Source organism: Mycobacterium neumannii (assembly GCF_048452905.1).
Classification (GTDB): domain Bacteria; phylum Actinomycetota; class Actinomycetes; order Mycobacteriales; family Mycobacteriaceae; genus Mycobacterium; species Mycobacterium neumannii_B.
Genome location: NZ_JBCGVF010000003.1, coordinates 260,895 through 282,418 on the forward strand (window position 1 = coordinate 260,895; position 21,524 = coordinate 282,418).

Sequence of the window (21,524 nt, forward strand, 5' to 3'; positions counted from 1 at the left end):
CGGAATTCCTTGGGCTCGCAGATCCTTCTTTCAAGCAGCCGAGTGGGGCAGTATTTGTTTGCTAGACAAGAATGTCACACAGTTCAGCCCACTTCAACCGGCAGAAATGGAACAAATCGGTGTTGTCTGTCTCGCGCTCGCGACGTCCGCGACCCGCTTGTCAGGTATGGCGGCGCTTTGGGTCAGCCTGGAACAATGATTAGGCCCACCACAGGCGTTCTTCAGCGCGATCGCAAGTCGACGGATACAACGCGTCGTCGGCGATGCGACTCAATCGTGCCGTGCGACCGACGCCGCGCGAAGCCAAATGGCAATTATTACGAGAATAGAGACGGGCAGTCTTGGAAAGGCCGGCTCCCTGTGATTCGGTGCGAAACGTGTTGGTATTTCCGGCGACTACTTACTGTCGCAAGCGTCAGTTGGTCGACGCAGCGCGATGGAGGCGCCCCGCCTATTCCGGGAGCCGCAATTCGGGCTTTTCGACCTCTTCGATATTGACGTCTTTGAAAGTGATCACGCGGACCTGTTTGACGAAGCGGGCGGGCCGGTACATGTCCCACACCCAGGCGTCGGCCAACCGCAGCTCGAAATAGACCTCTCCGTCGGAGTTGCGCGGTACCAGTTCGACGCTGTTGGCGAGGTAGAACCTCCGCTCGGTCTCCACCACGTAACTGAACTGGCCGACGATGTCCTTGTATTCGCGGTAGAGCGAGAGCTCCATCTCGGTTTCGTATTTCTCGAGATCTTCGGCACTCATCGCTCAGCTGTCCTTCATCTTGGTCGCTGCCCCCTTGTTGGCTCCCATTGTCCCCTACCCCGCTTCGTCACATTGCTCCGGTGGACCGACTTGGCAGGAGTCAACCAGTTCGGTCACCACTCTGATTCCTCCGGCCGTGGCCACCCGACGGACATTGATGAACGAGTGCCGGTGTTGGCTACAGGGCCCCAGCTCAGCCAGCGCCGCACTGTGCGCAGGCGTGCTATAGCCCTTGTGGAGCGCGAAGCCGTAACCAGGGTGTTCGGCTTCCATCTTCACCATCAAGCGGTCGCGGCTGACCTTGGCCAGCACGCTGGCCGCCGCGATGCACGCCGCGGCCGCATCGCCGCCGACCACCGGAAGCGACGGCGCCGGCAGCCCGGGCACGCGGAAACCGTCGGACAGCACATAGCCCGGTCGCACGGACAGGCCCGCGACCGCGCGGCGCATGCCCTCGATGTTGGCCACATGCACGCCGCGGCGATCGACCTCATGCGAGGGGATGAACACCACGTGGTAGGCCAGGGCGTAACGCCGAATCAGGGGGAAAAGGCGCTCGCGCTCCTTTTCGTTGAGCTTCTTCGAATCGTCGAGCGCCGAGAGGCTCTCCAATCGATTCGGGCCGAGGACACAGGCGGCGACGACAAGGGGTCCCGCACACGCGCCGCGGCCGACCTCGTCGACGCCGGCGACCGGCCCGAGACCGCTGCGATAAAGCGCAGATTCCAGAGTGCGCAGCCCCGAGGATTTCCGGATCACAGTGCGCGGAGGCCATGTCGCCGGCAAGAACAGCTCTCCTAGTTGCGTCTGGCGTTTACGTCTGCGGGTTCTCGCTGCCCACACCACCCCAACGGGAAGGGGGCCATGCGATGAATCGCGCCTTTCCGATCACATTGTCCACCGGAACGGTGCCCGCCGTCGGGTCGCCCGTGCACAGCAGACCCTTCTGGGCGTCGGCCGGGGTGTTGGTGCAATGAGCGCGGGAATCAGCCGAGTGGGTGCGGTTGTCCCCCATCACCCACAACCGGCCTTCAGGCACTTCGACCGGCCCGAACTCATTTCCCAGGCACGGATAGATCGCGGGGTCCGCTTGCATGGTCTCGGGATCAAGGTAGGGCTCGTCGAGCCGCTTGCCGTCGACGGTCAAGCCGGTCGCTGCTCGGCATTCCACGGTCTGGCCGCCGACCGCGATGATCCGCTTGACGAGGTCGTTTTCGTCGGGCGGGACGAAACCGATGACCGAGAGCGCGTTCTGTACCCATCGGATCGCGGTGTTGTCCGAGCGGATCGACCGGTAATTGATGTTCCAATTCGGCGGGCCCTTGAACACGACGACGTCGCCCGGCTCGGGTGACGAGAACCGGTAGGTCATTTTGTCGACCATGATCCGGTCGCCGGTGCAGCCCGGGCAGCCGTGCAGAGTCGGTTCCATCGACTCCGACGGAATCAGATACGGCCGGGCGACGAACGTCAGCATGACGTAGTAGATGACGAGCGCGATCGAGATCAGGATCGCGAATTCCCGGAGCGCGCTGCCCTTTTTCTTGGGCTCCTCCGTCTCGCTGTCCGGCTCGGCGGTCTCGGGCCGGTGCTCGGCTGATGATTCGTCGGGCTCTGAGGAACCGGTCACCGCATCAGGGTAGCCAGCGCCGTGCTCAGCTCCGCGCTGCTCGCGCTCCAAGGATCAAGCCCCGGGGCCGACGGCCGACCGCGATGTCAGCGCTTTTCCTTGATCTTGGCTTTCTTGCCGCGCAGCTCACGCAGGTAGTACAGCTTGGCGCGACGTACGTCACCGCGGGTCACGACATCGATGTGGTCGATGTTGGGCGAGTGCACCGGGAAGGTCCGCTCGACGCCGACGCCGTAGCTCTCCTTGCGCACGGTGAAGGTCTCCCGGACACCGCCGCCCTGGCGACGCAGGACCACACCCTTGAAGACCTGGATGCGCTCCTTGGAGCCCTCGATGACCTTGACGTGCACGTTGACGGTGTCGCCGGGACCGAAGTCCGGGATGTCGTCGCGCAGTGATGTCTGATCGACGAAGTCCAGCGTGTTCATCGGTGACACTTCCTTGCGGTTGGCGGCTGCGGGCGCTGCAGTCACGTGGAACCCGTGACATGGCCTGCCGAGCCGATCTGATCGGGCGAATCGGGGTGTATCTCGCAGCGGGCGGAACTGGCCGTTCCCGGGTCCTGCACAGACAACTGCTCAATTGTGCCAGATGAGACCTGATCCAGCGAAATCGCGCGGGGTCCCTTGGTCCGCGCTTCCCGAGGTTACCTAGACAAGCGCCCGGGGTAGCCAGTGATTAGGCTTGATACCAGGGCCGAAGCAACGCGGCGGGCCTCCGATTTCTCATCTGGGCCATTTGAGGAGTGTCATGCAACGGCGGCCGTCTCCGCTGGTCAAGACGATTGCAATCGTCGCCGCTGCAATCGTGGTTGTCGCCGGGTACGAGACGCAAGGGCACGACACGCCATCGACCGTGATCGCGCCGCAGGGCGACTCGGCACCGCTGCCCGGAGCCCCGCCCGACGAACCCGCCGCCGCCTTCGGCGGGCTCGACGCCCGCACGCGCCAAGCCACCGAGCAGGCCGCCGAGGCCGGTGCCGACCTCTCCATCGCGGTGCTCGACCGCAATACCGGATACTTCGTGTCCAACGGCAACAACGAAGCGATGCCGATCGCGTCGGTGGTCAAACTGTTCATCGCCGACGACCTGCTGCTGCAGGAAGCGCAGGGAAAGACCGAGATCACGCCCGAGGACCGCAAGGCGCTGGATGCGATGCTTCGGTCATCCGATGACAGCGCGGCCGAGATCTTCTGGAATCGCGGCGGCGGCAGCGAGATCGTTTCGCGCGTCACCGCGCGATATGGCCTGACCGCGACCAGCACGCCGTACAACGGCCGCTGGTTCAACACTCTGAGCACCACGGGAGATTTGGTGCGGTACTACTCAGAGTTGCTTTCGGGCGGCGGCGGCCTACCCCCCGAAGAGACCGACGTCATCGTGTCGAACCTGGCCAGGTCGACTCCGACGGCGCCCGACGGCACGGCGCCCGGCGGTGTCTACCCGCAGCGGTTCGGCATCCCCGACGGGCTCTACGAGGAGCGCGTGGCGGTCAAGCAGGGCTGGTTCTGCTGCTGGAACGGCGGCAACTGGGTGCACTGGTCCACCGGGGCGATCGGCACCGACCGTCGATTCGTCATGGCGATCGCATCGATGCAGCCCGCCGACGACGCCACCGCACGCAACACGGTCACGCAGGCGGTCAAGACCATGTTCCCCGGCGGCCGAATCTAGTTTCCGCCTAGCAATTCCGTTGAAAGTCGGCCGAGAACTGCGAAAAGGGCACTTCGCGCCGCGAGAATCCGGCACGCTGCGTTGATGACTCCAGCTGGAGAGCTGCCGACCATCTCGCGCCGGGCCGCACTCGGTGCGTTCGGGCTGGGCGCCGCCGCAATGGCCACCGCGCCGCAAGCGGCGGGTCAACTCGATCAGGGTTATGAGGCGATGCTGATGAAATGCATCGACCCTCGGTTCACCACGGAAACGTGGAAGTACATGTCCGGCCGCGGGTGGCAGAACAACTACAGCCAGTTCGCCTTCGCCGGCGGGCCGGTCGGCGCGGTGGCCCCGGCGTTCGCCGGCTGGCACGCGACATTCTGGGAGAACCTCGCGATCTCGGTGGACCTGCACTGGCTGACGCGGTTGATCGGTATGGCACACCGCGACTGCGGCGCAGCGGCAGTGGCCTACGGCGACAGAGTGCTGACCGACAAGGCGTACGAGACCGAGATGCTGTCGGGGGCGTTGCGGGCATTCCGGGACGAGGCCGGTCGGCGTCAGCGTGCCCTCGTCGTCGAACTCGGCATCATGGATCTGAACGGAGTTGTCGAAGTCGTCACCTGAGGCGCTCAGTCGAGCATGTCGGGTCGACGTTCGCGGGTGCGCTCCAACCCTTGTTCGCGACGCCATGCGGCGACCTTGGCGTGGTCGCCGGAGAGCAGGACCTCGGGTACGTCGAGACCACGCCAGCTGGGTGGCCGAGTGTAGCTCGGGCCCTCGAGCAACCCCTCGGAATGTGAATCCTGTTGATGCGACTTCGGATTGCCGAGCACGTCGGGCAGTAACCGCACAACGGCCTCGACCATCACCAGTGCCGCCGACTCGCCGCCGGGCAGCACGTAGTCACCGATCGACACCTCGTCGACGCGCATGCGGCGTTCCGCGTCCTCGATGACGCGCTGGTCGATTCCCTCGTATCGTCCACACGCGAACACCAGGTGTTTCTCGGTTGCCCATGCGCTGGCGTCGGCCTGCCGGAACAGTCGTCCCGCAGGCGTCGGCACCACCAGAAGCGTTTGCTCCGAACAGATCTCGTCGAGGGCCTCGCCCCACACCGGCGCCTTCATCACCATCCCCGGTCCCCCTCCGTAGGGTGCATCGTCGACCGAGCGGTGTACGTCATGCGTCCAGCGCCGCAGATCGTGCACCTCCAGTTGCACGATGCCGGATTCAATAGCCTTGCCGGGCAACGACTGCCGCAGAGGTTCGAGATAGGCCGGGAAGATCGTCACAACGTCTATGCGCATGGCTCAGATCTCCAGCAGGCCGTCCGGCGGGTCGATTTCGATGACCTCGTCGGCCAACGACACCGACGTCACGATCGCGGTGACGAACGGCACCAGAACTTCGCGTTCGTCAGCGTGGACCGCGAGCAACTCACCGGCGGCCGTATGCAGCACCTCGGTGACGGTGCCGACGTCGTCGCCGTCCGTTGTCCGCACCCGCAGGCCCTCGAGTTGATGGTCGTAGTACTCGTCGGGGTCATCGATCGGTGGGAGTTCCTGCGAGTCGACGAGGAACAGGATTCCGCGCAGCGCGTCGGCGGCGTTGCGGTCGTCGATGCCGTCGAACCGGACCAGTAGGCGACCGCCGTGTTCACGGACCGACTCGATCGTGTACTCGCGCTCGGCACCGCCCTTGGGGGGTCGCCCGCGCAGCGACGTCCCGGCTGCGAACCGCGCGTCAGGATCGTCGGTGCGGACGTCCACCACCACTTCACCGGTGATGCCGTGCGCTTTGGCCACGCGCCCGACCACGAGGTCCATGCTGACCGATTACTGGTCGGTGTCCACCACGTCGACGCGGATACCGCGACCGCCGATACCGGCGACCAGTGTGCGCAGCGCGGTCGCGGTGCGACCACCGCGTCCGATCACCTTGCCCAGGTCATCGGGGTGGACATGAACCTCGACGGTGCGTCCACGCCGGCTGGTCACCATGTCGACGCGGACATCGTCGGGGTTGTCGACGATTCCGCGCACCAGGTGTTCGACCGCGTCGACGACGACAGAACTCACGGCCTGGCTCAGCTTTCGGTGGCGCCGGCGACGGTGGCGTCCTCGCCCTCAGCCGAAGGCTCGGACTGGTCCTTGGCGGGTGCCGGATCGGCCTGGGCCTCGGCCTCGACCGCCTTCTGGTCCGACTCGTCGGAGGCCTTGTCGGAGGCCTTGTCGGAAGCCTTTTTGGCTGCGGGCGCCTTCTTCTTCTTCTTGGGCTGCGTGGCCTCGGTACTCGGACCGCCCTCGGCCTCCGCGAGCGCCGCGTTGAACAGATCCAGCTTGCTGGGCTTGGGCTCCTTGACCTTCAGCGTGCCTTCCGCACCGGGTAGACCCTTGTACTTCTGCCAGTCACCGGTGATCTTCAGCAGCGCGAGCACCGGTTCGGTCGGCTGCGCGCCGACGCTGAGCCAGTACTGGGCCCGCTCCGAGTTGATCTCGATGAGGCTGGGGTCTTCCTTCGGGTGGTAGCGGCCGATCACCTCGATGGAGCGGCCCTGACGGCGGGTGCGCGCGTCGGCGACGGTGATGCGGTACTGGGGGTTGCGGATCTTGCCGAGCCGCGCGAGCTTGATCTTTACAGCCATGGTGGTACGTCTTCTCCTGTGATTGCCACGCTGGCAATTCAGCGATCGAGGCGGGTTGCCTCGGCCCGGTTTTGCCTTGCATGTGTGACCGCCGCAGAAGCGCCCGGCGAAATCGCTCGAAACGGGTCCCGCGGCAGACAGCCGCCCATTGTGCCAGAACAGCCGCGACCGGCAAAAATCCGCGGCGCCACTGCGTTGACGGGTTGATCCCACGCGCCAGGTGAGGGCGATCAACCCGTTAAGGGCGCTTACGCGCGCTCAGACGAGTTTGTCGAAGCACTTCTCCTCGACCCGCTTGCTCATGCGCCAGCCGTCGGCGGTGCGCACGAACTCGTCGACGTACCAGATCCCGACGAAGTAGATCTGACCCTCGCCGCCCATCACCATCGGGTTGAAGCAGATGGCACGCGATGAGCCGGTGTCGCCGGTGACGCGGATATCGACGTTGCCCAGCATGTGGTAGTACGCCGGGAAGTTCGGCAACACGTCCTTGAGCCACGCCTTGACCTCGGGGAAGCGGCCGTCGATGCCGCCGGTCACGCGGTAGTCGATATAGGCGTCCGGGGTGAAAACCCGGTCGAGGTCGTCGAATCGCTTCTGGTCGATGGCCGTCGAGTAGTCGATCAACAGCTGCTGTATTTCGAAGCGGTCGGAAATCTCCTCGAGGCTCAACATGCGTCGATTGAACACGACTAGGCTGCCTGCCCATGCGGAAGCTCTTGATCTGCTTGACCACTGTGTTGTGCCTGGTGGCCTTCGGGACCTCCGTCGCCACCGCCGCGCCCGTCGGCGTGAGCCAACCGTCGGGTTCGGTACCCATACCCGAGGGCCCGGCCCGGGCATGGGTGCTCGCCGATATGGACACCGGTGCGGTGCTGGCCGGGCGCGACGAGTACGGCCAGTACGCGCCGGCCAGCACGATCAAGGTGCTGCTGGCGCTGACGGTGCTCGACGAACTGCCGCTCGATGCCACCGTGGTCGCCAACGAGGCCGACACCCGGGTGGAGTGCAACTGTGCGGGCGTGACGCCCGGCATGGTCTACACGACACGGCAACTGCTGGAGGCGATTCTGCTGGTCTCGGGCAACGACGCGGCCAACACATTGGCCACCATGCTCGGTGGTTACGACGTCGCCGTGACGAAGATGAACGCCAAGGCCGCCCTGCTCGGTGCCCACGGAACCAATGCGGCGTCGCCGTCGGGCCTCGACGGCCCCGGCATCGACATGTGGTCGTCGCCGCACGATCTGGCGGTCATCTTCCGCGCTGCGATGGCGAACCCGGTGTTCGCCTCGATCACTGCTCAGCCGACGGCCGTCTTCCCCACCAAGGACGGTGACAAGGTCCTGGTCAACCAGGACGTACTGCTCGAGCGCTATCCGGGCATGCTCGGCGGGAAGACGGGGTTCACCGACCGCGCCCAGAAGACCTTCGTCGGCGCTGCGCAACGCGACGGGCGCCGGTTGGTCGTCGCGTTGATGTACGGCATGGACAAGCCCGGTCAGCCGACCTACTGGGATCAGGCCTCCAGCCTGTTCGACTGGGGTTTCGCGCTGAGTCCGGGCGCCACTATCGGCGCGCTGTGATCACCGGTTAAGTTGCTGAATCGCAACACATCCGAGACCGGGACTCCGAACCCCGCCGATACGCTCGGCGACCATGCGAAGCATGTTGGCTGCGTTGGCCATTGCGCTGACCCTGGCCATCGGCGTCGCCGCGCCCGCATCATCCCAGCCTCGAGGCGAACCGTCGGGCGCCGTCGCGCTGCCCGACGGGCCGGCGCAGGCCTGGGTGCTCGCTGACGTCGATTCGGGCCGAATCCTGGCCTCGCGCAATCCCTATGAGCCGCATGCGCCCGCAAGCACCATCAAGGCGCTGCTCGCGATGGTGGTACTCGACCACCTTCCGCTCAACGCGGTGATCGCGGCCAGGCCGGCGGCCGCCGACGTCGAATGCTCTTGCGCGGGAGTCAAAGCCGGACGCGCCTACACGGTGCGCCAACTGCTCGACGGGCTGATGTTGGTCTCGGGTAACGAAGCCGCCAACGTTCTCGCCGACGGCCTCGGCGGTTACCGCGTCGCGGTAGCGAAGATGAACGCCAAGGCGCAGTCGCTGGGCGCGCGCAGCACGCGTGCGTCGTCGCCGTCAGGGCTGGACGGTCCGGGCATGGAGTCGTTCACCACTGCCAGCGACCTCGCGCAGATCTATCGCCATGCGCTGCGGTATCCGGTGTTCGCCGCGATCGTGCGCCAGCCGTCGTCGTTGTTCCCGACCGACAACGGCCCTAAGACGATCACGAACCAGAACCAGCTGCTCGAGCGGTATCCGGGCACGCTCGTCGGCAAGACCGGCTACACCAACCTGGCTCGTAACACCTTCGCCGCCGCCGCCCAACGCGGTAACCGCCGGTTGGTGGTCGCGCAGTTGTACGGCACCGGCGACCTCTACGGTCAGGCGATCAAACTGTTCGACTGGGGCTTCAGCCGGCCCTAAGTTGCGCGAGCGACCGCGTTTGCGCACGACACGCCGCCTTTCCCCGGCATTTTCCGGTCGCTCGCGGGCTCAGGGGTAGGTGCGACCGCGCAGGATCACCAGATCCGGGCGGTTGACGACGGCCGCGCCCTTGCGCGGATCGTCGGCGTAACACACCAGGTCGGCGGGTGCGCCGTGCTCCATGCCGGGCCTGCCGAGCCACTCGCGGGCGGTCCAGCACGCCGCACCCAGTGCTTCGGTCGGCGTCATCCCGATGCCGGTGAGCGCGTCGATCTCGTCAGCGATGCGGCCGTGGGCGACCATGCTGCCTGCGTCGGTGCCCGCATAGATCGGCACCCCGGCCTCCCTGGCGGCGGCGATGCGCGGATAGCACTTCTCGTACAGGTCCCGCATGTGCTTGGCGTACTTCGGGTATTTCGCGGCGCCGTCGGCGATACCCGGGAAGTTGGCGACGTTGATCAGAGTTGGCACCAGCGCGGTGCCGTACTCGACCATCAGGTCGATGGTGTCGTCGGTCAGGCCCGTCCCATGCTCGATGCAGTCGATCCCCGCCTTGATCAGCCCCGGGAGCGCGTCCTCGCTGAACACGTGCGCGGTGACGCGGGCGCCGTTGGCGTGCGCGGAGTCGATCGCGGCCTTGAGTACGTCGTCGGACCACAACGGCGCCAGGTCGCCGACCTCGCGGTCGATCCAGTCGCCGACGAGCTTGACCCACCCGTCGCCGAACCGCGCCTGTTCGGCCACCGCAGCGGGCAGCGCGGTTTCGTCGTCCAATTCGATGGCGAACCCGCGCTGATAGCGCTTGGGCTTGGCGAGGTGGCGGCCCGCGCGGATGATCTCCGGCAGATCGTCGTGGTCGGCGAGGCTGCGGGTGTCGATCGGCGAACCCGCGTCGCGCAACAGCAGCGCACCGACATCGCGTTCGACCTCGGCCTGTGCGATGCAGTCGTCGAGATTGTCCAGCGGGCCGTGATCGCCGAGACCCACGTGACAGTGGGCGTCGACGAGCCCCGGCAGTATCCATCCGCCGTCGAACACCGTCTCCGCGCCGCTGACCGGTTCGGAGCTGAGCACACCGCCGTCGATCCACCACTCCACCGGTTGCTCATCGGGCAGACCGACCCCGCGGACATGAAGAACGGGGTGCTTCACGCTACTTCTGGCCCGGGAACTTCAGCTTGGACAGATCGATGTCGGCCAGCCCCGGTGGGAGCTCGTCGAGACCCTTGGGCATATCGGACAGATCCGGGAAGCCGGCGGGCATGCCCGGCATCCCGGCGCCGAGGGGGTTTCGCACCTTCGGCGGAGTTGGCCCCCTGCCTGACTTCTTGTTCTTTCCGCTCTTCTTCTTGTTCTTGGTGTTCTTGCGAGAGTTCTTGCGGCCAAAAGGCATTCCCATCTGGCCTGCCATCTGCGACATCATCTTGCGGGCCTCGAAGAACCGCTCGACGAGCTGGTTGACCTCGCCGACCGTCACACCCGACCCGTTGGCGATGCGCAGCCGGCGCGACCCGTTGATGATCTTCGGATCGGCACGCTCCTCGGGTGTCATACCGCGGATGATCGCTTGCAGCCGGTCGAGCTGTTTGTCGTCGACGGAGGCCAGTGCGTCCTTCATCTGACCCGCGCCGGGCAGCATGCCCAGCAGGTTGCCGATCGGGCCCATTTTGCGGATCGCCAACATCTGCTCGAGGAAGTCCTCCAGCGTCAGTTCGCCGCTGCCGATCTTGGCCGCGGCCTCTTCGGCCTTCTGGGCGTCGAAGACCTGCTCGGCCTGCTCGATCAGCGACAGCACATCGCCCATACCGAGGATGCGGCTGGCCATCCGGTCGGGGTGGAAGACGTCGAAGTCCTCGAGCTTCTCACCGCTGGACGCGAACAGGATCGGCACGCCGGTGATCTCGCGGACCGAGAGTGCTGCACCGCCGCGTGCGTCGCCGTCGAGCTTGGTCAACACCACGCCGGTAAAGCCGACGCCCTCGCGGAACGCCTCGGCTGTGGTCACCGCGTCCTGGCCGATCATCGCGTCCAGCACGAAGATCACTTCGTCCGGATCGACGGCCTGCCTGATGGCGGCGGCCTGACTCATCAGCTCGTCGTCGATACCGAGGCGGCCCGCGGTGTCGACGATGACCACGTCGAAGTGCTTGGCCTTGGCCTCGGCCAGGCCCGCGGCCGCTACCGCGACCGGATCACCGGGCGCCGCATCGGCCGCGCCGTCCGCCGACACACCGGGGTGGGGTGCGAACACCGCGACGTCGGCGCGCTGGCCGACGATCTGTAGCTGGTTCACCGCACCGGGGCGCTGCAGGTCGCACGCCACCAAAAGCGGTGTATGCCCTTGTACGCGAAGCCATCTGGCCAGCTTGCCGGCCAGGGTGGTCTTGCCGGAACCCTGTAGGCCGGCCAGCATGATCACCGTCGGCGGCGTCTTGGCGAACGCCAGCGGGCGGGTCTCACCGCCGAGGATGCCGATCAGTTCCTCGTTGACGATCTTGACGACCTGCTGGGCCGGGTTGAGCGCGCCGGACACCTCGGCGCCCCGGGCGCGCTCCTTGATGCGGTTGACGAAGGCGCGCACGACGGGCAGCGACACGTCGGCTTCCAGCAACGCCAGCCGGATCTCGCGGGTGGTCGCGTCGATATCGGCGTCGGTCAGCCGCCCTTTGCCGCGCAGGCCCTGCAGGGCCCCGGTCAACCGGTCGGACAGGGATTCAAACACGACGTCCAGCCTAATGGGAGCCGACAGCGACGCGCCCGAGCAGGGCGTGCGCGGCGCGAACGGCCGTGATCAGCTCGCTTCGGACACCGGTTTGGGGGCCGGCGGGGTAGGCAGCACCGCGTACAGGTCGCGTTCGATCTCGTCGCGCACGCCCTCGTCAGCGGTAATGCCGAACAGGTCGACGACCGAGGAGCCCATCGTCGTCACCTTCGCCCACGCGATATCGATGCCGTCGCGCTCGAACACGGCGGTCAGCCTGGCCAGCAGGCCCGCGCGGTCGGTGCTGCGGATCTGCACCACCAGTTCGCCCGACCGGGCGCCCTCGGACCACAGGATGCGCGGCGGGGCGGTGACGTGATTGATGGGGACGGCGGCAGGCACCTCACCCGCACGCGAGGTGCCGTGCTGCGCGGCCTCGCTTTCGCGGCGATCCAGTGCCTGCTGCACGTCGAGTTCACCGTCGAGCGCGAGGATGAACTGCTGTCGCAGCACCTCAGCCGCCGGCGGCGAGCCGAAATGCGGAGAGACGACGAACGTGTTGATCGCCGAGCCCTCGTGACCGTTCACCGAGGCCGAGTGGACGCGCAACGAGTTCAGCGCGAGCACGCCCGCCGCCTTCGACAGCAGGCCGCGCCGGTCGGGCGCGATGACCGTCACGTTGAAGATCTGCGGACTGTCCCCCGGTGACAACTCCAGATGAACACCCACCTGTCCAGCGAGCGAAAGATACCGCGGATCAATGGGATCCGGTTGCGGTAGTGGTTCTCCGGCCATCACCATCCGGCAGCGACGCGCGAGATCGCCGAGGAGCGAGGCTTTCCAGTCACCCCAGACGCCGGGTCCGGTCGCCAGCGAGTCGGCTTCGGCGAGGACGTGAAGCAACTCCAGCAGGACGGGATCGCCGTCGAGGGCGTCGACCACCGACGCAATCGTGTCGGGATCCTGGAGGTCGCGCCGTGTCGCGGTGTGCGGCAGCAGCAGGTGATGGCGAACGACCTTCGACAGGATTTCGACATCCGACGGCCACATCCCCAGCCGGGTGCCGATCTGGGTGGCCAGCTCCGCACCGATGACGCTGTGATCGCCGCCGCGTCCCTTGCCGATGTCATGGCACAGCGCACCGAGCATCAGAAGGTCCGGGCGAGCCACTCGCGTGGTGAAAGCGCTTGCCCGCGAGACGGTTTCGACGAGATGCCGGTCGACTGTCCAGATGTGCACCACGTCGCGCGGAGGAAGGTCGCGAACCGCACCCCACTCGGGGAACAGGCGCCCCCATAGCCCGGTGCGGTCCAGTGCCTCGATCGTGGCGACTGCCGACGGTCCTGCGGCCAGCATCACGAGCAGATCCTTGAGCGCCTGACGCGGCCAGGGCGTCCGGAGTTCGGGGGCCGCCGCGGCGAGCCGGGACAGTGTCGAGGCCGCCATAGGCAGCCCCGTCGTCGCCGACGCGGCGGCCACCCGCAGGATCAGGCCGGGATCACGTTCGGGCCGGGCATCGCGCGCGAGGATGACCTCGCCTGCGAACTCGATGACCCCCTCGTCGAGAGGGCGACGAGGCGGACGGCGCAATGCCGCGAATCCACGGCGGGGAAGCGCGTTACCTGCCGTGCGGATACCCGCGTCGACGTAGAAGCTGATGGTGCGCGCGGCGTCGGACAGCATTCGGGCAAGATCGAAGCGGTCACCGATGTGCAGGGCCGCGCCGATCTCGTCGGCGTGTTGGGCCAACAGCAGGTCGCGGCCACGGCCGGCCACCCTGTGCAGTTCGGTCCGTACGTTGAGCAACGCCAGATGAGCCTGCCCCAGCGACCCGAGCGGGGACGCCAACGTGTGGTTGGGATGCCCGTCGGCCAGTTGCGCGATCGCCAGCGCGTTGAGCAGCTGCACGTCACGCAGCCCGCCACGACCACATTTGAGCTCGGGTTCTGCGCGGTGCGCGATCTCCCCGCTGCGCTGCCAGCGCGCCCGGGTGTGCTCGACGAGTTCGTCGAAGCGCGAAGCGATTCCGGTGCGCCACTGCCGACGGGCTCCCCCGATCAGCAGCGCGGACAAGTCCGCGTCACCGGCGATATGACGCGCTTCCAGCATCGCCAAGCCCGCCGAGATGTCCTCACCGCCCACCTTCAACGCCTCGGGCACGGTCCGCACACTGTGGTCGAGGCGAATGTTGGCGTCCCACAACGGATACCACAGCAGCTCCGCCACCTGGCCGACCACGTCGTCGGGCATGTTGTCGTGCAACAGCATCAGATCCAGATCGGAGTGCGGCACGAACTCGCCCCGGCCCAGGCCACCGGTCGCGACGATGGCGAAGCCGCTGGTGGGCGTGATGCCGATCTCGGTGGCCTTGGTGGTCAGCCAGAACTCGTGCAGATCTTGTAATGCATGTCGCAGGGCGGCCGAATCAAGTTGGCGCGCACCGTCTGTCAACAACTGCTTGATCGCGGCACTGAGGTCCGTCGCCGGACGAGACGAACCCGCCGCCGGCGCCACCCATTGAGGGGCGCCGGCGGCTGTCTGCTCCATGCTCTCGTCGGCAGCTGGTTCGGGGCTCAACTCACTCATCTCGTCCTCTCCCCTGTAACTCACGGTGTGTGATCGGACGGAGACGAACTCTCAGTTCTACAAGCGGCTCAAAGGGCGTCGGCTCCCCGTTCCCCGGTCCGTACCCGGACCACGGTGTCGACGGGGCTCACCCATACCTTGCCGTCGCCGATCTTTCCGGTCCGCGCGGCCTGGACGATGACATCGACCACCTTGTCGACGGCGGAGTCCTCGACGACAACCTCAACGCGAACCTTCGGCACGAAATCCACGGAGTACTCAGCACCGCGGTAAACCTCGGTGTGCCCCTTCTGGCGGCCGTAGCCCTGAACTTCGCTGACGGTCATCCCGAGGATACCCGTCTGCTCCAGCCCGGTTTTGACATCCTCGAGTGTGAATGGCTTGACGATCGCTGTAATCAGCTTCATTTAGTGGATCCCTTCCGAGGAAATTGTTGCCGATCAGACGAGCTCGTAAGCGGTTTCAGCATGTTCGGTCGCATCAATGCCGGTGTCCTCGTCCTCCGCGGTAACGCGCCAACCCAACGGCTTAACGATAAAGGCAATGATTGCGGTCATGATGCCGGTGAAGATAACCGCCACCAAGGCGATGACCACCTGCACGACGAGCTGCTGGAAACCACCGCCGTAGAACAGGCCCGTCTCCAGCGCCAGGAAGCCGATGCCGACCGTGCCCCAAAGGCCCGCTACCAGGTGCACACCGACCACGTCGAGCGAATCGTCGTAGCCGAACTTGTACTTCAGTCCGACCGCCAGCGCCGACAGCGCACCTGCGATGACGCCCAGGATCAACGACCCGATCGGCGACAGCGAGCCGCAGGCCGGTGTGATGGCCACGAGACCGGCCACGACGCCCGAGGCGGCACCGACGCTGGTCGCGTGACCGTCGCGGAGCCGCTCCACCAGCAGCCAGCCCAGCATCGCGGCGGCCGTCGCAGCGGTGGTGTTGACCCAGACCTGGCCGGCGAGCATATCGGCTGCGCCCTCGGACCCGACGTTGAAGCCGAACCAGCCGAACCACAGGATGGCAGCACCCAGCATCACGAACGGAATGTTGTGGGGCCGATAGGCGACCTTGCCGAAGCCGGTCCGCTTACCGAGCAGCAGCGCAAGCACCAGCGCGGCCATGCCGGCGTTGATGTGCACGACCGTGCCGCCGGCGAAGTCGATCGGGGACACGTTTGCGGTGCCCTCCTCGCTGACGCCGAAAAGCTTGGCCGCGATACCGTTCTCGGCCCCGGACAGCAAGCCGCCACCCCAAACCATGTGGGCCAGCGGGAAATACACCAACGTCACCCAGATTCCGCCGAACACCAGCCAGGTGCCGAACTTCATGCGCTCGGCCACCGCGCCGCTGATCAGGGCGACGGTGATGACCGCGAAGGTCAGCTGGAAGCCCGCCCAGACGATCGCGGGCACCGAACCGAATCCGCCGAGAACGTAGAGGGATATTCCGTCCACTTCCTTGGTCTCCAGCAGCGGGCTCAGCCCGAACAGCGAGAACGGGTTGTCGAAGATGCCCGCGATGTCGCTGTTTCCGGTGTGCGCCGACGCGAACGACATCGAGTAGCCCCACAGCACGTAGATGACGCTCACGACGCCCATGGTCCCGAACGACATCATCATCATGTTCAGAACCGACTTCTGGCGTGACAGCCCACCGTAGAAGAACGCGAGACCGGGCGTCATGAACAGAACCAGCGCCGCGGCGGTGAGCACCCATGCGGTGTCGCCGGAACTCAACCCCTCGGGGCCGAACGGCGCGAACGCATCATCGGGTAGGGCAAGGGGTAAGGCTGAAACCACTTTGTGTGAACCTCCTTGGGAAGTGCGCCGATCGGATCGGCCTCCCGAAGAGACTCTTTTGCTCGCGTTTCACCGGTGATTCTGTTCCGTTTCCACGAAGTGAACGGACACGCCAGAAGCGTTACGCTCGTGTTTCCACGCGGATTGGGCAGCGACGCACGGCCTCCGCCGGGCGCATCGGACTATCCGAGAAGCGCGTCGACGAATGCGCCGGGCTCGAACGGAGCGAGATCGTCTGCGCCCTCGCCGAGTCCGACGAGCTTGACCGGAACGCCCAATTCCTGCTGGACGCGGAAGACGATTCCGCCCTTGGCCGTGCCGTCGAGCTTCGTCAGCACCACGCCGGTGATGTCGACGACCTCGGCGAAGACCCTGGCTTGCGGCAGACCGTTCTGGCCGATCGTGGCATCGAGCACCAGCAGGACCTCGTCGACCTCCGCGCGCTTGCTGACCACCCGCTTGACCTTGCCCAGTTCGTCCATCAGGCCGGTTTTGGTGTGCAGGCGCCCGGCGGTGTCGATGACGATGACGTCGGCGCCCTCCTTGATGCCCTCGTCGACGGCGTCGAAGGCCACCGAGGCGGGATCGGCACCCTCCGGGCCGCGCACCACTTGCGCCCCGACCCGCGATGCCCACGACTGCAACTGGTCGGCCGCGGCGGCGCGGAAGGTGTCGGCAGCCCCGAGGACGACGCGGCGACCGTCGGCGACCAGGACGCGGGCCAGCTTGCCGACCGTCGTCGTCTTACCGGTTCCGTTCACCCCTACGACCAGCAGCACCGAGGGTTTGTCCGCGTGCGGCAGCGCCCTGATCGAGCGGTCGAGCTCAGGCTGCAGCGCCTCGATGAGGACCTCGCGCAGTACGGCGCGGGCGTCGGCCTCGTTCCGCACCCGGCTGCTGGCCATCCGGGCGCGGAGCGCGGCGACCACCGACTCCGTCACGACCGGCCCGAGGTCGGCGATCAGCAGCGTGTCTTCGACTTCCTCCCACGACTCGTCATCCAGGTCGCCGCCGCCAAGGAGCCCCAGCATGCTGCGTCCGAGGGTGTTCTGAGATTTGGCGAGCCTGCCGCGCAGCCGCTCGAGCCGCCCTTCGGTGGGCGCGATCTCGTCGAGAACGGGTGCGGGCTCCTCGACGACGGGGGCCGGCTCCTCGACGACGGGCGCCGGCTCTTCGACGACGGGCGCCGGCTCGGCGGGTGCGGGTGCGGGGCGCTCCTGAACGGGCGGCTCGGGAAGCTGCACGTCGGCGATCGGGCGCTTGGGTGCGTCGCGCGGAATGGTGGCGTCGTCACCGACGGCGGGCAGGCCGGTGGTGTCGATTCGTTCGGAGGGCGCGGTCGGCGCGGATTGCGAGAACGTGATCCCTGAGGAGGCGGTATAGCCCCCGGAACGGTCGATCGGCGTGGCCGTCTCCGTCGACGACAGCCGGATGCGCCGGCGTCGATACCGCACCAGCCCGACGACGAGCGCGGCGACCAACAAAACGGCGATGACCGCGATCGCGATCCACAACCACATCGAGCCAACATCAGTCACGGCGCCATTGTCTCAAGGTGAGTCGCGCCGACGTCCCCCGCGCCCCCTCGGGTCTCGATCTGTGCACAGCTTGTTGCGCTCAGCGCGCCAGACGGTGCACAAACCGCGGCTCAGTTGGCCGCGCCGACCAGTTCCTGCCCGCGCATGCGCTGGCTGATGACCGCCGTAATGCCGTCGTCGCGCATGGTGACGCCGTACAGGGCGTCGGCGACCTCCATCGTCGGCTTCTGGTGGGTGATCACGATCAACTGAGAGCGCTCGCGCAGCTGCTCGAACAAACTGATCAGTCGGCGCAGGTTCACATCGTCGAGCGCCGCCTCGACCTCGTCCATCACATAGAATGGCGACGGCCTCGCGCGGAAGATCGCGACGAGCATCGCGACCGCGGTCAGTGATTTCTCACCGCCAGACAGCAGCGACAACCGCTTGATCTTCTTGCCGGGCGGGCGCGCCTCGACCTCGATGCCGGTGGTCAGCATGTCGTTGGGATTCGTCAGCAGCAGCCGACCTTCGCCGCCGGGGAACAGCGCCGAAAACACCTGGGTGAACTCCCGTTCCACGTCGGCGTAGGCCTCGGTGAACACCTGAAGGATGCGTGCGTCCACGTCCTCGATCACGTCGAGGAGGTCCTTGCGCGCACCCTTGACGTCCTCCAGTTGGGTGGACAGGAAGTTGTACCGCTCCTCGAGCGCGGCGAACTCCTCGAGCGCCAGCGGGTTGACCCGGCCCAGTTCGTTGAGCTCTCGCTCGGCCTTCTTGGCGCGCCGTTCCTGCGTCGCGCGGTCGAACGGCATCGGTGCGGGCGCGGTGACCTGCTCGCCACGCTCGCGCGCCTGCTCGAACTCGGCCATCTCCAATTCCGTTGGCGGCAACGGCACGTCCGGCCCGTATTCGGCGATCAGGTCGGCGGTTGCCATACCGAACTGTTCGAGCACCTGCTCCTCGAGCTGCTCGATCCGCAGCGCGGCCTGCGCTTTGGCGAGCTCGTCCTTATGTAGCGCCTCGGTGAGGCCGTTGACTTTGGCGGTGAGCTCGTTGACCTCGTCGCGCGTCCCGGCCAGCGCGGCGGCGCGGTGCTGTCGTTCGGCGGCGACCTCGTCGCGGGCACGTGAGGCCACCGCCACGACGGCGCTGAGCCGTTGCGCGACAACGCGACCCGACTCCGCGACGGCGGCCGCCACGGCCGCCGCATGTCGACGAGCTTCGCGGGCCCGCATCGCGCGTAGCCTTGCCTCGCGCTCGGCCGCGGCGGCCCGACGCAGCGAATCAGCCTTTCCGCGAACGGCATTGGCGCGCTCTTCGGCGGTTCGCACCGTCAAGCGGGCCTCCACCTCGGCGGTGCGCGCCGCCTCTGCCGCTGCCGTCGTCTCCTGCCGGTTGACGGGCTCGGCTTCGAACGTCGGCTCCTGCTGCGCGTTGTGTAGTCTCTGCTCGAGCTGGGTAAGTTCGTCGACGGTGCGAGATCGGTTTGTTTCCAGCTCATTTCGCTGCTGGATCAGCCGCTGCCATTCGTCGTCGGCCGAACGGGCGTCCTGACCGAGCCGGCCCAACTGCTCGTAGATCGCCGAGATCGCCGCGTCGGATTCATTGAGCGCCGCCAACGCCTGCTCGGCGGCATCCTGACGACTGGCCTGTTCGGCAAGCGCACCGGACAGCGCTGCCGACAGCTCGTTGACCTGCCTTTCAGCCTCGGCGAGCTCGGCGCGGGCCTTGTCGACCTCCGATGCGATCTCGAGCGTGCTGGGTTTGCGATCTGACCCCCCGCTGACCCAGCCCGGACCCACGAGATCGCCGTCGGTGGTGACCGCCCGCAGCGTCGGGTGCACCGCGACCGCGTCCAGCGCAGCGGCCAGGTCCGAGACCACCACGACGTCGGCGAGCATGGCCCGGACCGCACCCTGCAGCCGCGGTGGCGCCTCGACCAGATCGACTGCCCGCACCGCGCCGTCGGGCAACGACTGTGCCTGCGGCACTTGATGGTTCGGCCAGTCGCTCAGCACGATCGCCGCCCGCCCGCCGTCGGACTCCTTGAGCGCCGCGACCGCTGCGCTAGCGGCGCCCGGGCTCTCGGCGGCCACTGCGTCGGCCGCGGCACCCAGCACGGTCGCGACTGCCACCTCGTAGCCGTTGCGCACCTTCAGCAGGTTCGCGACCGAACCGAGAAGGCCTGCCCCACCGCGGTTCTTCTGCAGCCAGGCCGCGCCGTCCTTGCGATCGAGACCCACCGAGAGGGCCTCGATACGCGCGCGCAGCGAGGCCACCTGACGTTCTGCGCCACGTTCGGCGGCCTGCAGTTCGGCGACGCGTTCGTCGGCGAGCCGCAGCGCGGCGACCGTCCGGTCGTGGTGATCGTCCAGACCGACCTCACCGGCGTCGAGTTCGCCGACGCGGCTCTGCACGGTTTCGAACTCGGCCTGGGTCTGCTGCGCGCGGGTGGCGGCCTCGTCGATGGTGCCGGTGAGACGGGCGACGGTCTCGTCGATCGATTCCACGCGGGTGCGCATGGTGTCGACCTGACCGGCCAGCCGCGCCAGACCCTCGCGGCGGTCGGCCTCGGCGCGAGCCGCGGCCATGTGTGCGCGTTCGGCCTCGGCGGCGATGCGCTCACGTTCGGCGAGTTCGGCGCGGGCCGCATCGAGCTTGCCGCGCGACTCGGTCAGCTCGCCGAGCAGCCGGCGCTCCTGTCCGGCGACCTCGTCGGCCTGGGCTTCCAGAGCGTCGGGATCCGGACCCGTAGACACCTCGGGCTCGGTGTCGAGATGCTGTGCGCGCTCGCTGGCGATGCGCACCGTCGCGCTGACGCGTTCGGCCAGCGCGGACAGCGCGAACCAGGTCTGCTGCGCAGCGTCCGCGCGTTCGCTGAGGCTGCCCACCGCCGCCTCATGCGCTGCCAGCTCGGCGGTCTTGGCCTCGAGTCGCGTGGCGATCTCGTCGTGTTCGCGCCGCAGCGTGGTCTCGGCCTGATTGGTGTTGTCGAACTCGGCGCGGCGGGTGACGAGGTCGTCGGCGGCCAGCCGCAGCCGCGCATCGCGCAGATCGGCCTGGATGGTCTGTGCGCGCCGGGCCATCTCAGCTTGGCGCCCGAGCGGTTTGAGTTGGCGGCGCAGTTCGGTGGTCAGGTCGGTCAGCCGGTTCAGGTTGGCCGACATCGCGTCGAGCTTGCGGACTGCCTTTTCCTTGCGCTTGCGGTGCTTGAGGACGCCGGCGGCCTCCTCGATGAACGCGCGCCGGTCCTCGGGACGCGACTCGAGGATCTCGGAGAGCTTGCCCTGTCCGACGATGACGTGCATCTCGCGCCCGATGCCGGAGTCGGACAACAGTTCCTGCACGTCCATCAACCGGCAACTGCTGCCGTTGATCTCGTACTCGCTGCCGCCGTCGCGGAACATCCTCCGGGTGATCGACACTTCGGAGTACTCGATCGGCAGCGAGTTGTCGGAGTTGTCGATGGTCACCGTCACCTCGGCGCGCCCCAGTGGCGGGCGCGACGACGTGCCCGCGAAGATGACGTCCTCCATCTTGCCGCCGCGCAACGTCTTGGCGCCCTGCTCACCCATCACCCAGGTGAGCGCGTCGACGACGTTGGACTTACCCGAACCGTTGGGCCCGACCACGCACGTGATGCCTGGCTCAAAGCGCAGAGTCGTCGGCGAAGCAAACGACTTGAAGCCCTTCAGGGTCAGACTCTTGAGGTGCACGACGTGCCACACT

Annotated in this window: 20 protein-coding genes; 4 read left to right on the top strand and 16 right to left on the bottom strand. The window is 66.9% G+C overall.

Translation table 11 applies throughout. From position 1 onward, the window contains the following. Window positions 1-451: 451 nt before the first annotated feature. From AAHH99_RS07470 to rplS, 4 genes are all read right to left on the bottom strand, one after another. Window positions 452-757 carry a DUF2469 domain-containing protein gene (locus AAHH99_RS07470; protein WP_064398671.1) on the bottom strand — a complete coding sequence of 102 codons (306 nt, stop codon included), beginning with the start codon at window positions 755-757 and terminating at the stop codon, window positions 452-454. A 54-nt stretch (window positions 758-811) separates the two neighbouring features. Then, entirely contained in the window at window positions 812-1,543 is a 732-nt protein-coding gene (locus tag AAHH99_RS07475) for a ribonuclease HII (RefSeq protein WP_418768098.1), read from the bottom strand. A 28-nt stretch (window positions 1,544-1,571) separates the two neighbouring features. Continuing rightward, on the bottom strand, window positions 1,572-2,387 hold the full coding sequence (lepB, locus tag AAHH99_RS07480; protein WP_418768099.1) for a signal peptidase I: 816 nt from the start codon (window positions 2,385-2,387) through the stop codon (window positions 1,572-1,574). An 86-nt stretch (window positions 2,388-2,473) separates the two neighbouring features. After that, window positions 2,474-2,815 (bottom strand): 50S ribosomal protein L19, encoded by a 342-nt coding sequence (gene rplS / locus AAHH99_RS07485; RefSeq protein ID WP_064351209.1) that lies wholly within the window; start codon window positions 2,813-2,815, stop codon window positions 2,474-2,476. Window positions 2,816-3,137: 322 nt separating this feature from the next. Here rplS and AAHH99_RS07490 point away from each other — a divergent pair, with 322 nt between their 5' ends. Both AAHH99_RS07490 and AAHH99_RS07495 read left to right on the top strand, forming a co-directional pair. Further along, window positions 3,138-4,061 carry a hypothetical protein gene (locus AAHH99_RS07490; protein WP_418768100.1) on the top strand — a complete coding sequence of 308 codons (924 nt, stop codon included), beginning with the start codon at window positions 3,138-3,140 and terminating at the stop codon, window positions 4,059-4,061. Window positions 4,062-4,145: 84 nt separating this feature from the next. Then, window positions 4,146-4,670 (top strand): hypothetical protein, encoded by a 525-nt coding sequence (locus AAHH99_RS07495; protein ID WP_418768101.1) that lies wholly within the window; start codon window positions 4,146-4,148, stop codon window positions 4,668-4,670. Window positions 4,671-4,675: 5 nt separating this feature from the next. On the opposite strand, the gene trmD is transcribed toward AAHH99_RS07495, so the two are convergent. From trmD to AAHH99_RS07520, 5 genes are all read right to left on the bottom strand, one after another. Beyond that, complete coding sequence (trmD, locus tag AAHH99_RS07500; RefSeq protein WP_418768102.1) at window positions 4,676-5,353, bottom strand: tRNA (guanosine(37)-N1)-methyltransferase TrmD; 678 nt, start codon at window positions 5,351-5,353, stop codon at window positions 4,676-4,678. Window positions 5,354-5,356: 3 nt separating this feature from the next. Further along, window positions 5,357-5,872 (bottom strand): ribosome maturation factor RimM, encoded by a 516-nt coding sequence (rimM, locus tag AAHH99_RS07505; RefSeq protein WP_418768103.1) that lies wholly within the window; start codon window positions 5,870-5,872, stop codon window positions 5,357-5,359. 9 nt (window positions 5,873-5,881) lie between these two features. Then, window positions 5,882-6,124, bottom strand: a complete 243-nt coding sequence (locus AAHH99_RS07510; protein ID WP_003881089.1) for an RNA-binding protein — start codon at window positions 6,122-6,124, stop codon at window positions 5,882-5,884. A gap of 8 nt (window positions 6,125-6,132) precedes the next feature. Beyond that, window positions 6,133-6,690, bottom strand: coding sequence for a 30S ribosomal protein S16 (gene rpsP, locus AAHH99_RS07515; protein WP_418768104.1), 558 nt, complete (start codon window positions 6,688-6,690; stop codon window positions 6,133-6,135). A 258-nt stretch (window positions 6,691-6,948) separates the two neighbouring features. After that, a complete protein-coding gene (locus AAHH99_RS07520) occupies window positions 6,949-7,365 on the bottom strand; it encodes a nuclear transport factor 2 family protein (protein ID WP_418768105.1) in 417 nt (138 codons plus the stop codon). A gap of 32 nt (window positions 7,366-7,397) precedes the next feature. Here AAHH99_RS07520 and AAHH99_RS07525 point away from each other — a divergent pair, with 32 nt between their 5' ends. After that, window positions 7,398-8,276, top strand: coding sequence for a D-alanyl-D-alanine carboxypeptidase family protein (locus AAHH99_RS07525; RefSeq protein WP_064416872.1), 879 nt, complete (start codon window positions 7,398-7,400; stop codon window positions 8,274-8,276). Between the two features lie 73 nt (window positions 8,277-8,349). Next, window positions 8,350-9,183, top strand: a complete 834-nt coding sequence (locus AAHH99_RS07530) for a D-alanyl-D-alanine carboxypeptidase family protein (RefSeq protein WP_418768106.1) — start codon at window positions 8,350-8,352, stop codon at window positions 9,181-9,183. 69 nt (window positions 9,184-9,252) lie between these two features. Here the strand turns inward: AAHH99_RS07530 and AAHH99_RS07535 are convergent, their stop codons facing one another. The 7 genes from AAHH99_RS07535 to smc form a co-directional block, all read right to left on the bottom strand. Further along, window positions 9,253-10,335: a metal-dependent hydrolase family protein gene (locus tag AAHH99_RS07535; protein WP_418768107.1), complete on the bottom strand. Its 1,083-nt coding sequence runs from the start codon at window positions 10,333-10,335 to the stop codon at window positions 9,253-9,255. Between the two features lies 1 nt (window position 10,336). Then, a complete protein-coding gene (ffh, locus tag AAHH99_RS07540; RefSeq protein ID WP_418768108.1) occupies window positions 10,337-11,905 on the bottom strand; it encodes a signal recognition particle protein in 1,569 nt (522 codons plus the stop codon). 69 nt (window positions 11,906-11,974) lie between these two features. Continuing rightward, complete coding sequence (locus AAHH99_RS07545; RefSeq protein WP_418768109.1) at window positions 11,975-14,470, bottom strand: [protein-PII] uridylyltransferase; 2,496 nt, start codon at window positions 14,468-14,470, stop codon at window positions 11,975-11,977. Window positions 14,471-14,538: 68 nt separating this feature from the next. Further along, on the bottom strand, window positions 14,539-14,877 hold the full coding sequence (locus AAHH99_RS07550; protein WP_018600748.1) for a P-II family nitrogen regulator: 339 nt from the start codon (window positions 14,875-14,877) through the stop codon (window positions 14,539-14,541). Between the two features lie 33 nt (window positions 14,878-14,910). Next, entirely contained in the window at window positions 14,911-16,275 is a 1,365-nt protein-coding gene (locus tag AAHH99_RS07555; protein ID WP_418768110.1) for an ammonium transporter, read from the bottom strand. Between the two features lie 182 nt (window positions 16,276-16,457). Further along, complete coding sequence (gene ftsY / locus AAHH99_RS07560) at window positions 16,458-17,795, bottom strand: signal recognition particle-docking protein FtsY (protein WP_418769546.1); 1,338 nt, start codon at window positions 17,793-17,795, stop codon at window positions 16,458-16,460. 128 nt (window positions 17,796-17,923) lie between these two features. Then, window positions 17,924-21,511, bottom strand: a complete 3,588-nt coding sequence (smc, locus tag AAHH99_RS07565) for a chromosome segregation protein SMC (RefSeq protein ID WP_418768111.1) — start codon at window positions 21,509-21,511, stop codon at window positions 17,924-17,926. Between the last annotated feature and the right edge of the window lie 13 nt (window positions 21,512-21,524).

What these genes read in the sequence shown, in the direction of transcription:
- AAHH99_RS07470 (WP_064398671.1), bottom strand. Translation starts at nt 757, where the DNA reads ATGAGTGCCGAAGATCTCGAGAAATACGAAACCGAGATGGAGCTCTCG.
- rplS (WP_064351209.1), bottom strand. Translation starts at nt 2,815, where the DNA reads ATGAACACGCTGGACTTCGTCGATCAGACATCACTGCGCGACGACATC.
- AAHH99_RS07490 (WP_418768100.1), top strand. Translation starts at nt 3,138, where the DNA reads ATGCAACGGCGGCCGTCTCCGCTGGTCAAGACGATTGCAATCGTCGCC.
- AAHH99_RS07495 (WP_418768101.1), top strand. Translation starts at nt 4,146, where the DNA reads ATGACTCCAGCTGGAGAGCTGCCGACCATCTCGCGCCGGGCCGCACTC.
- trmD (WP_418768102.1), bottom strand. Translation starts at nt 5,353, where the DNA reads ATGCGCATAGACGTTGTGACGATCTTCCCGGCCTATCTCGAACCTCTG.
- rimM (WP_418768103.1), bottom strand. Translation starts at nt 5,872, where the DNA reads ATGGACCTCGTGGTCGGGCGCGTGGCCAAAGCGCACGGCATCACCGGT.
- rpsP (WP_418768104.1), bottom strand. Translation starts at nt 6,690, where the DNA reads ATGGCTGTAAAGATCAAGCTCGCGCGGCTCGGCAAGATCCGCAACCCC.
- AAHH99_RS07520 (WP_418768105.1), bottom strand. Translation starts at nt 7,365, where the DNA reads ATGTTGAGCCTCGAGGAGATTTCCGACCGCTTCGAAATACAGCAGCTG.
- AAHH99_RS07525 (WP_064416872.1), top strand. Translation starts at nt 7,398, where the DNA reads ATGCGGAAGCTCTTGATCTGCTTGACCACTGTGTTGTGCCTGGTGGCC.
- AAHH99_RS07530 (WP_418768106.1), top strand. Translation starts at nt 8,350, where the DNA reads ATGCGAAGCATGTTGGCTGCGTTGGCCATTGCGCTGACCCTGGCCATC.
- AAHH99_RS07545 (WP_418768109.1), bottom strand. Translation starts at nt 14,470, where the DNA reads ATGAGTGAGTTGAGCCCCGAACCAGCTGCCGACGAGAGCATGGAGCAG.
- AAHH99_RS07550 (WP_018600748.1), bottom strand. Translation starts at nt 14,877, where the DNA reads ATGAAGCTGATTACAGCGATCGTCAAGCCATTCACACTCGAGGATGTC.
- ftsY (WP_418769546.1), bottom strand. Translation starts at nt 17,795, where the DNA reads ATGTGGTTGTGGATCGCGATCGCGGTCATCGCCGTTTTGTTGGTCGCC.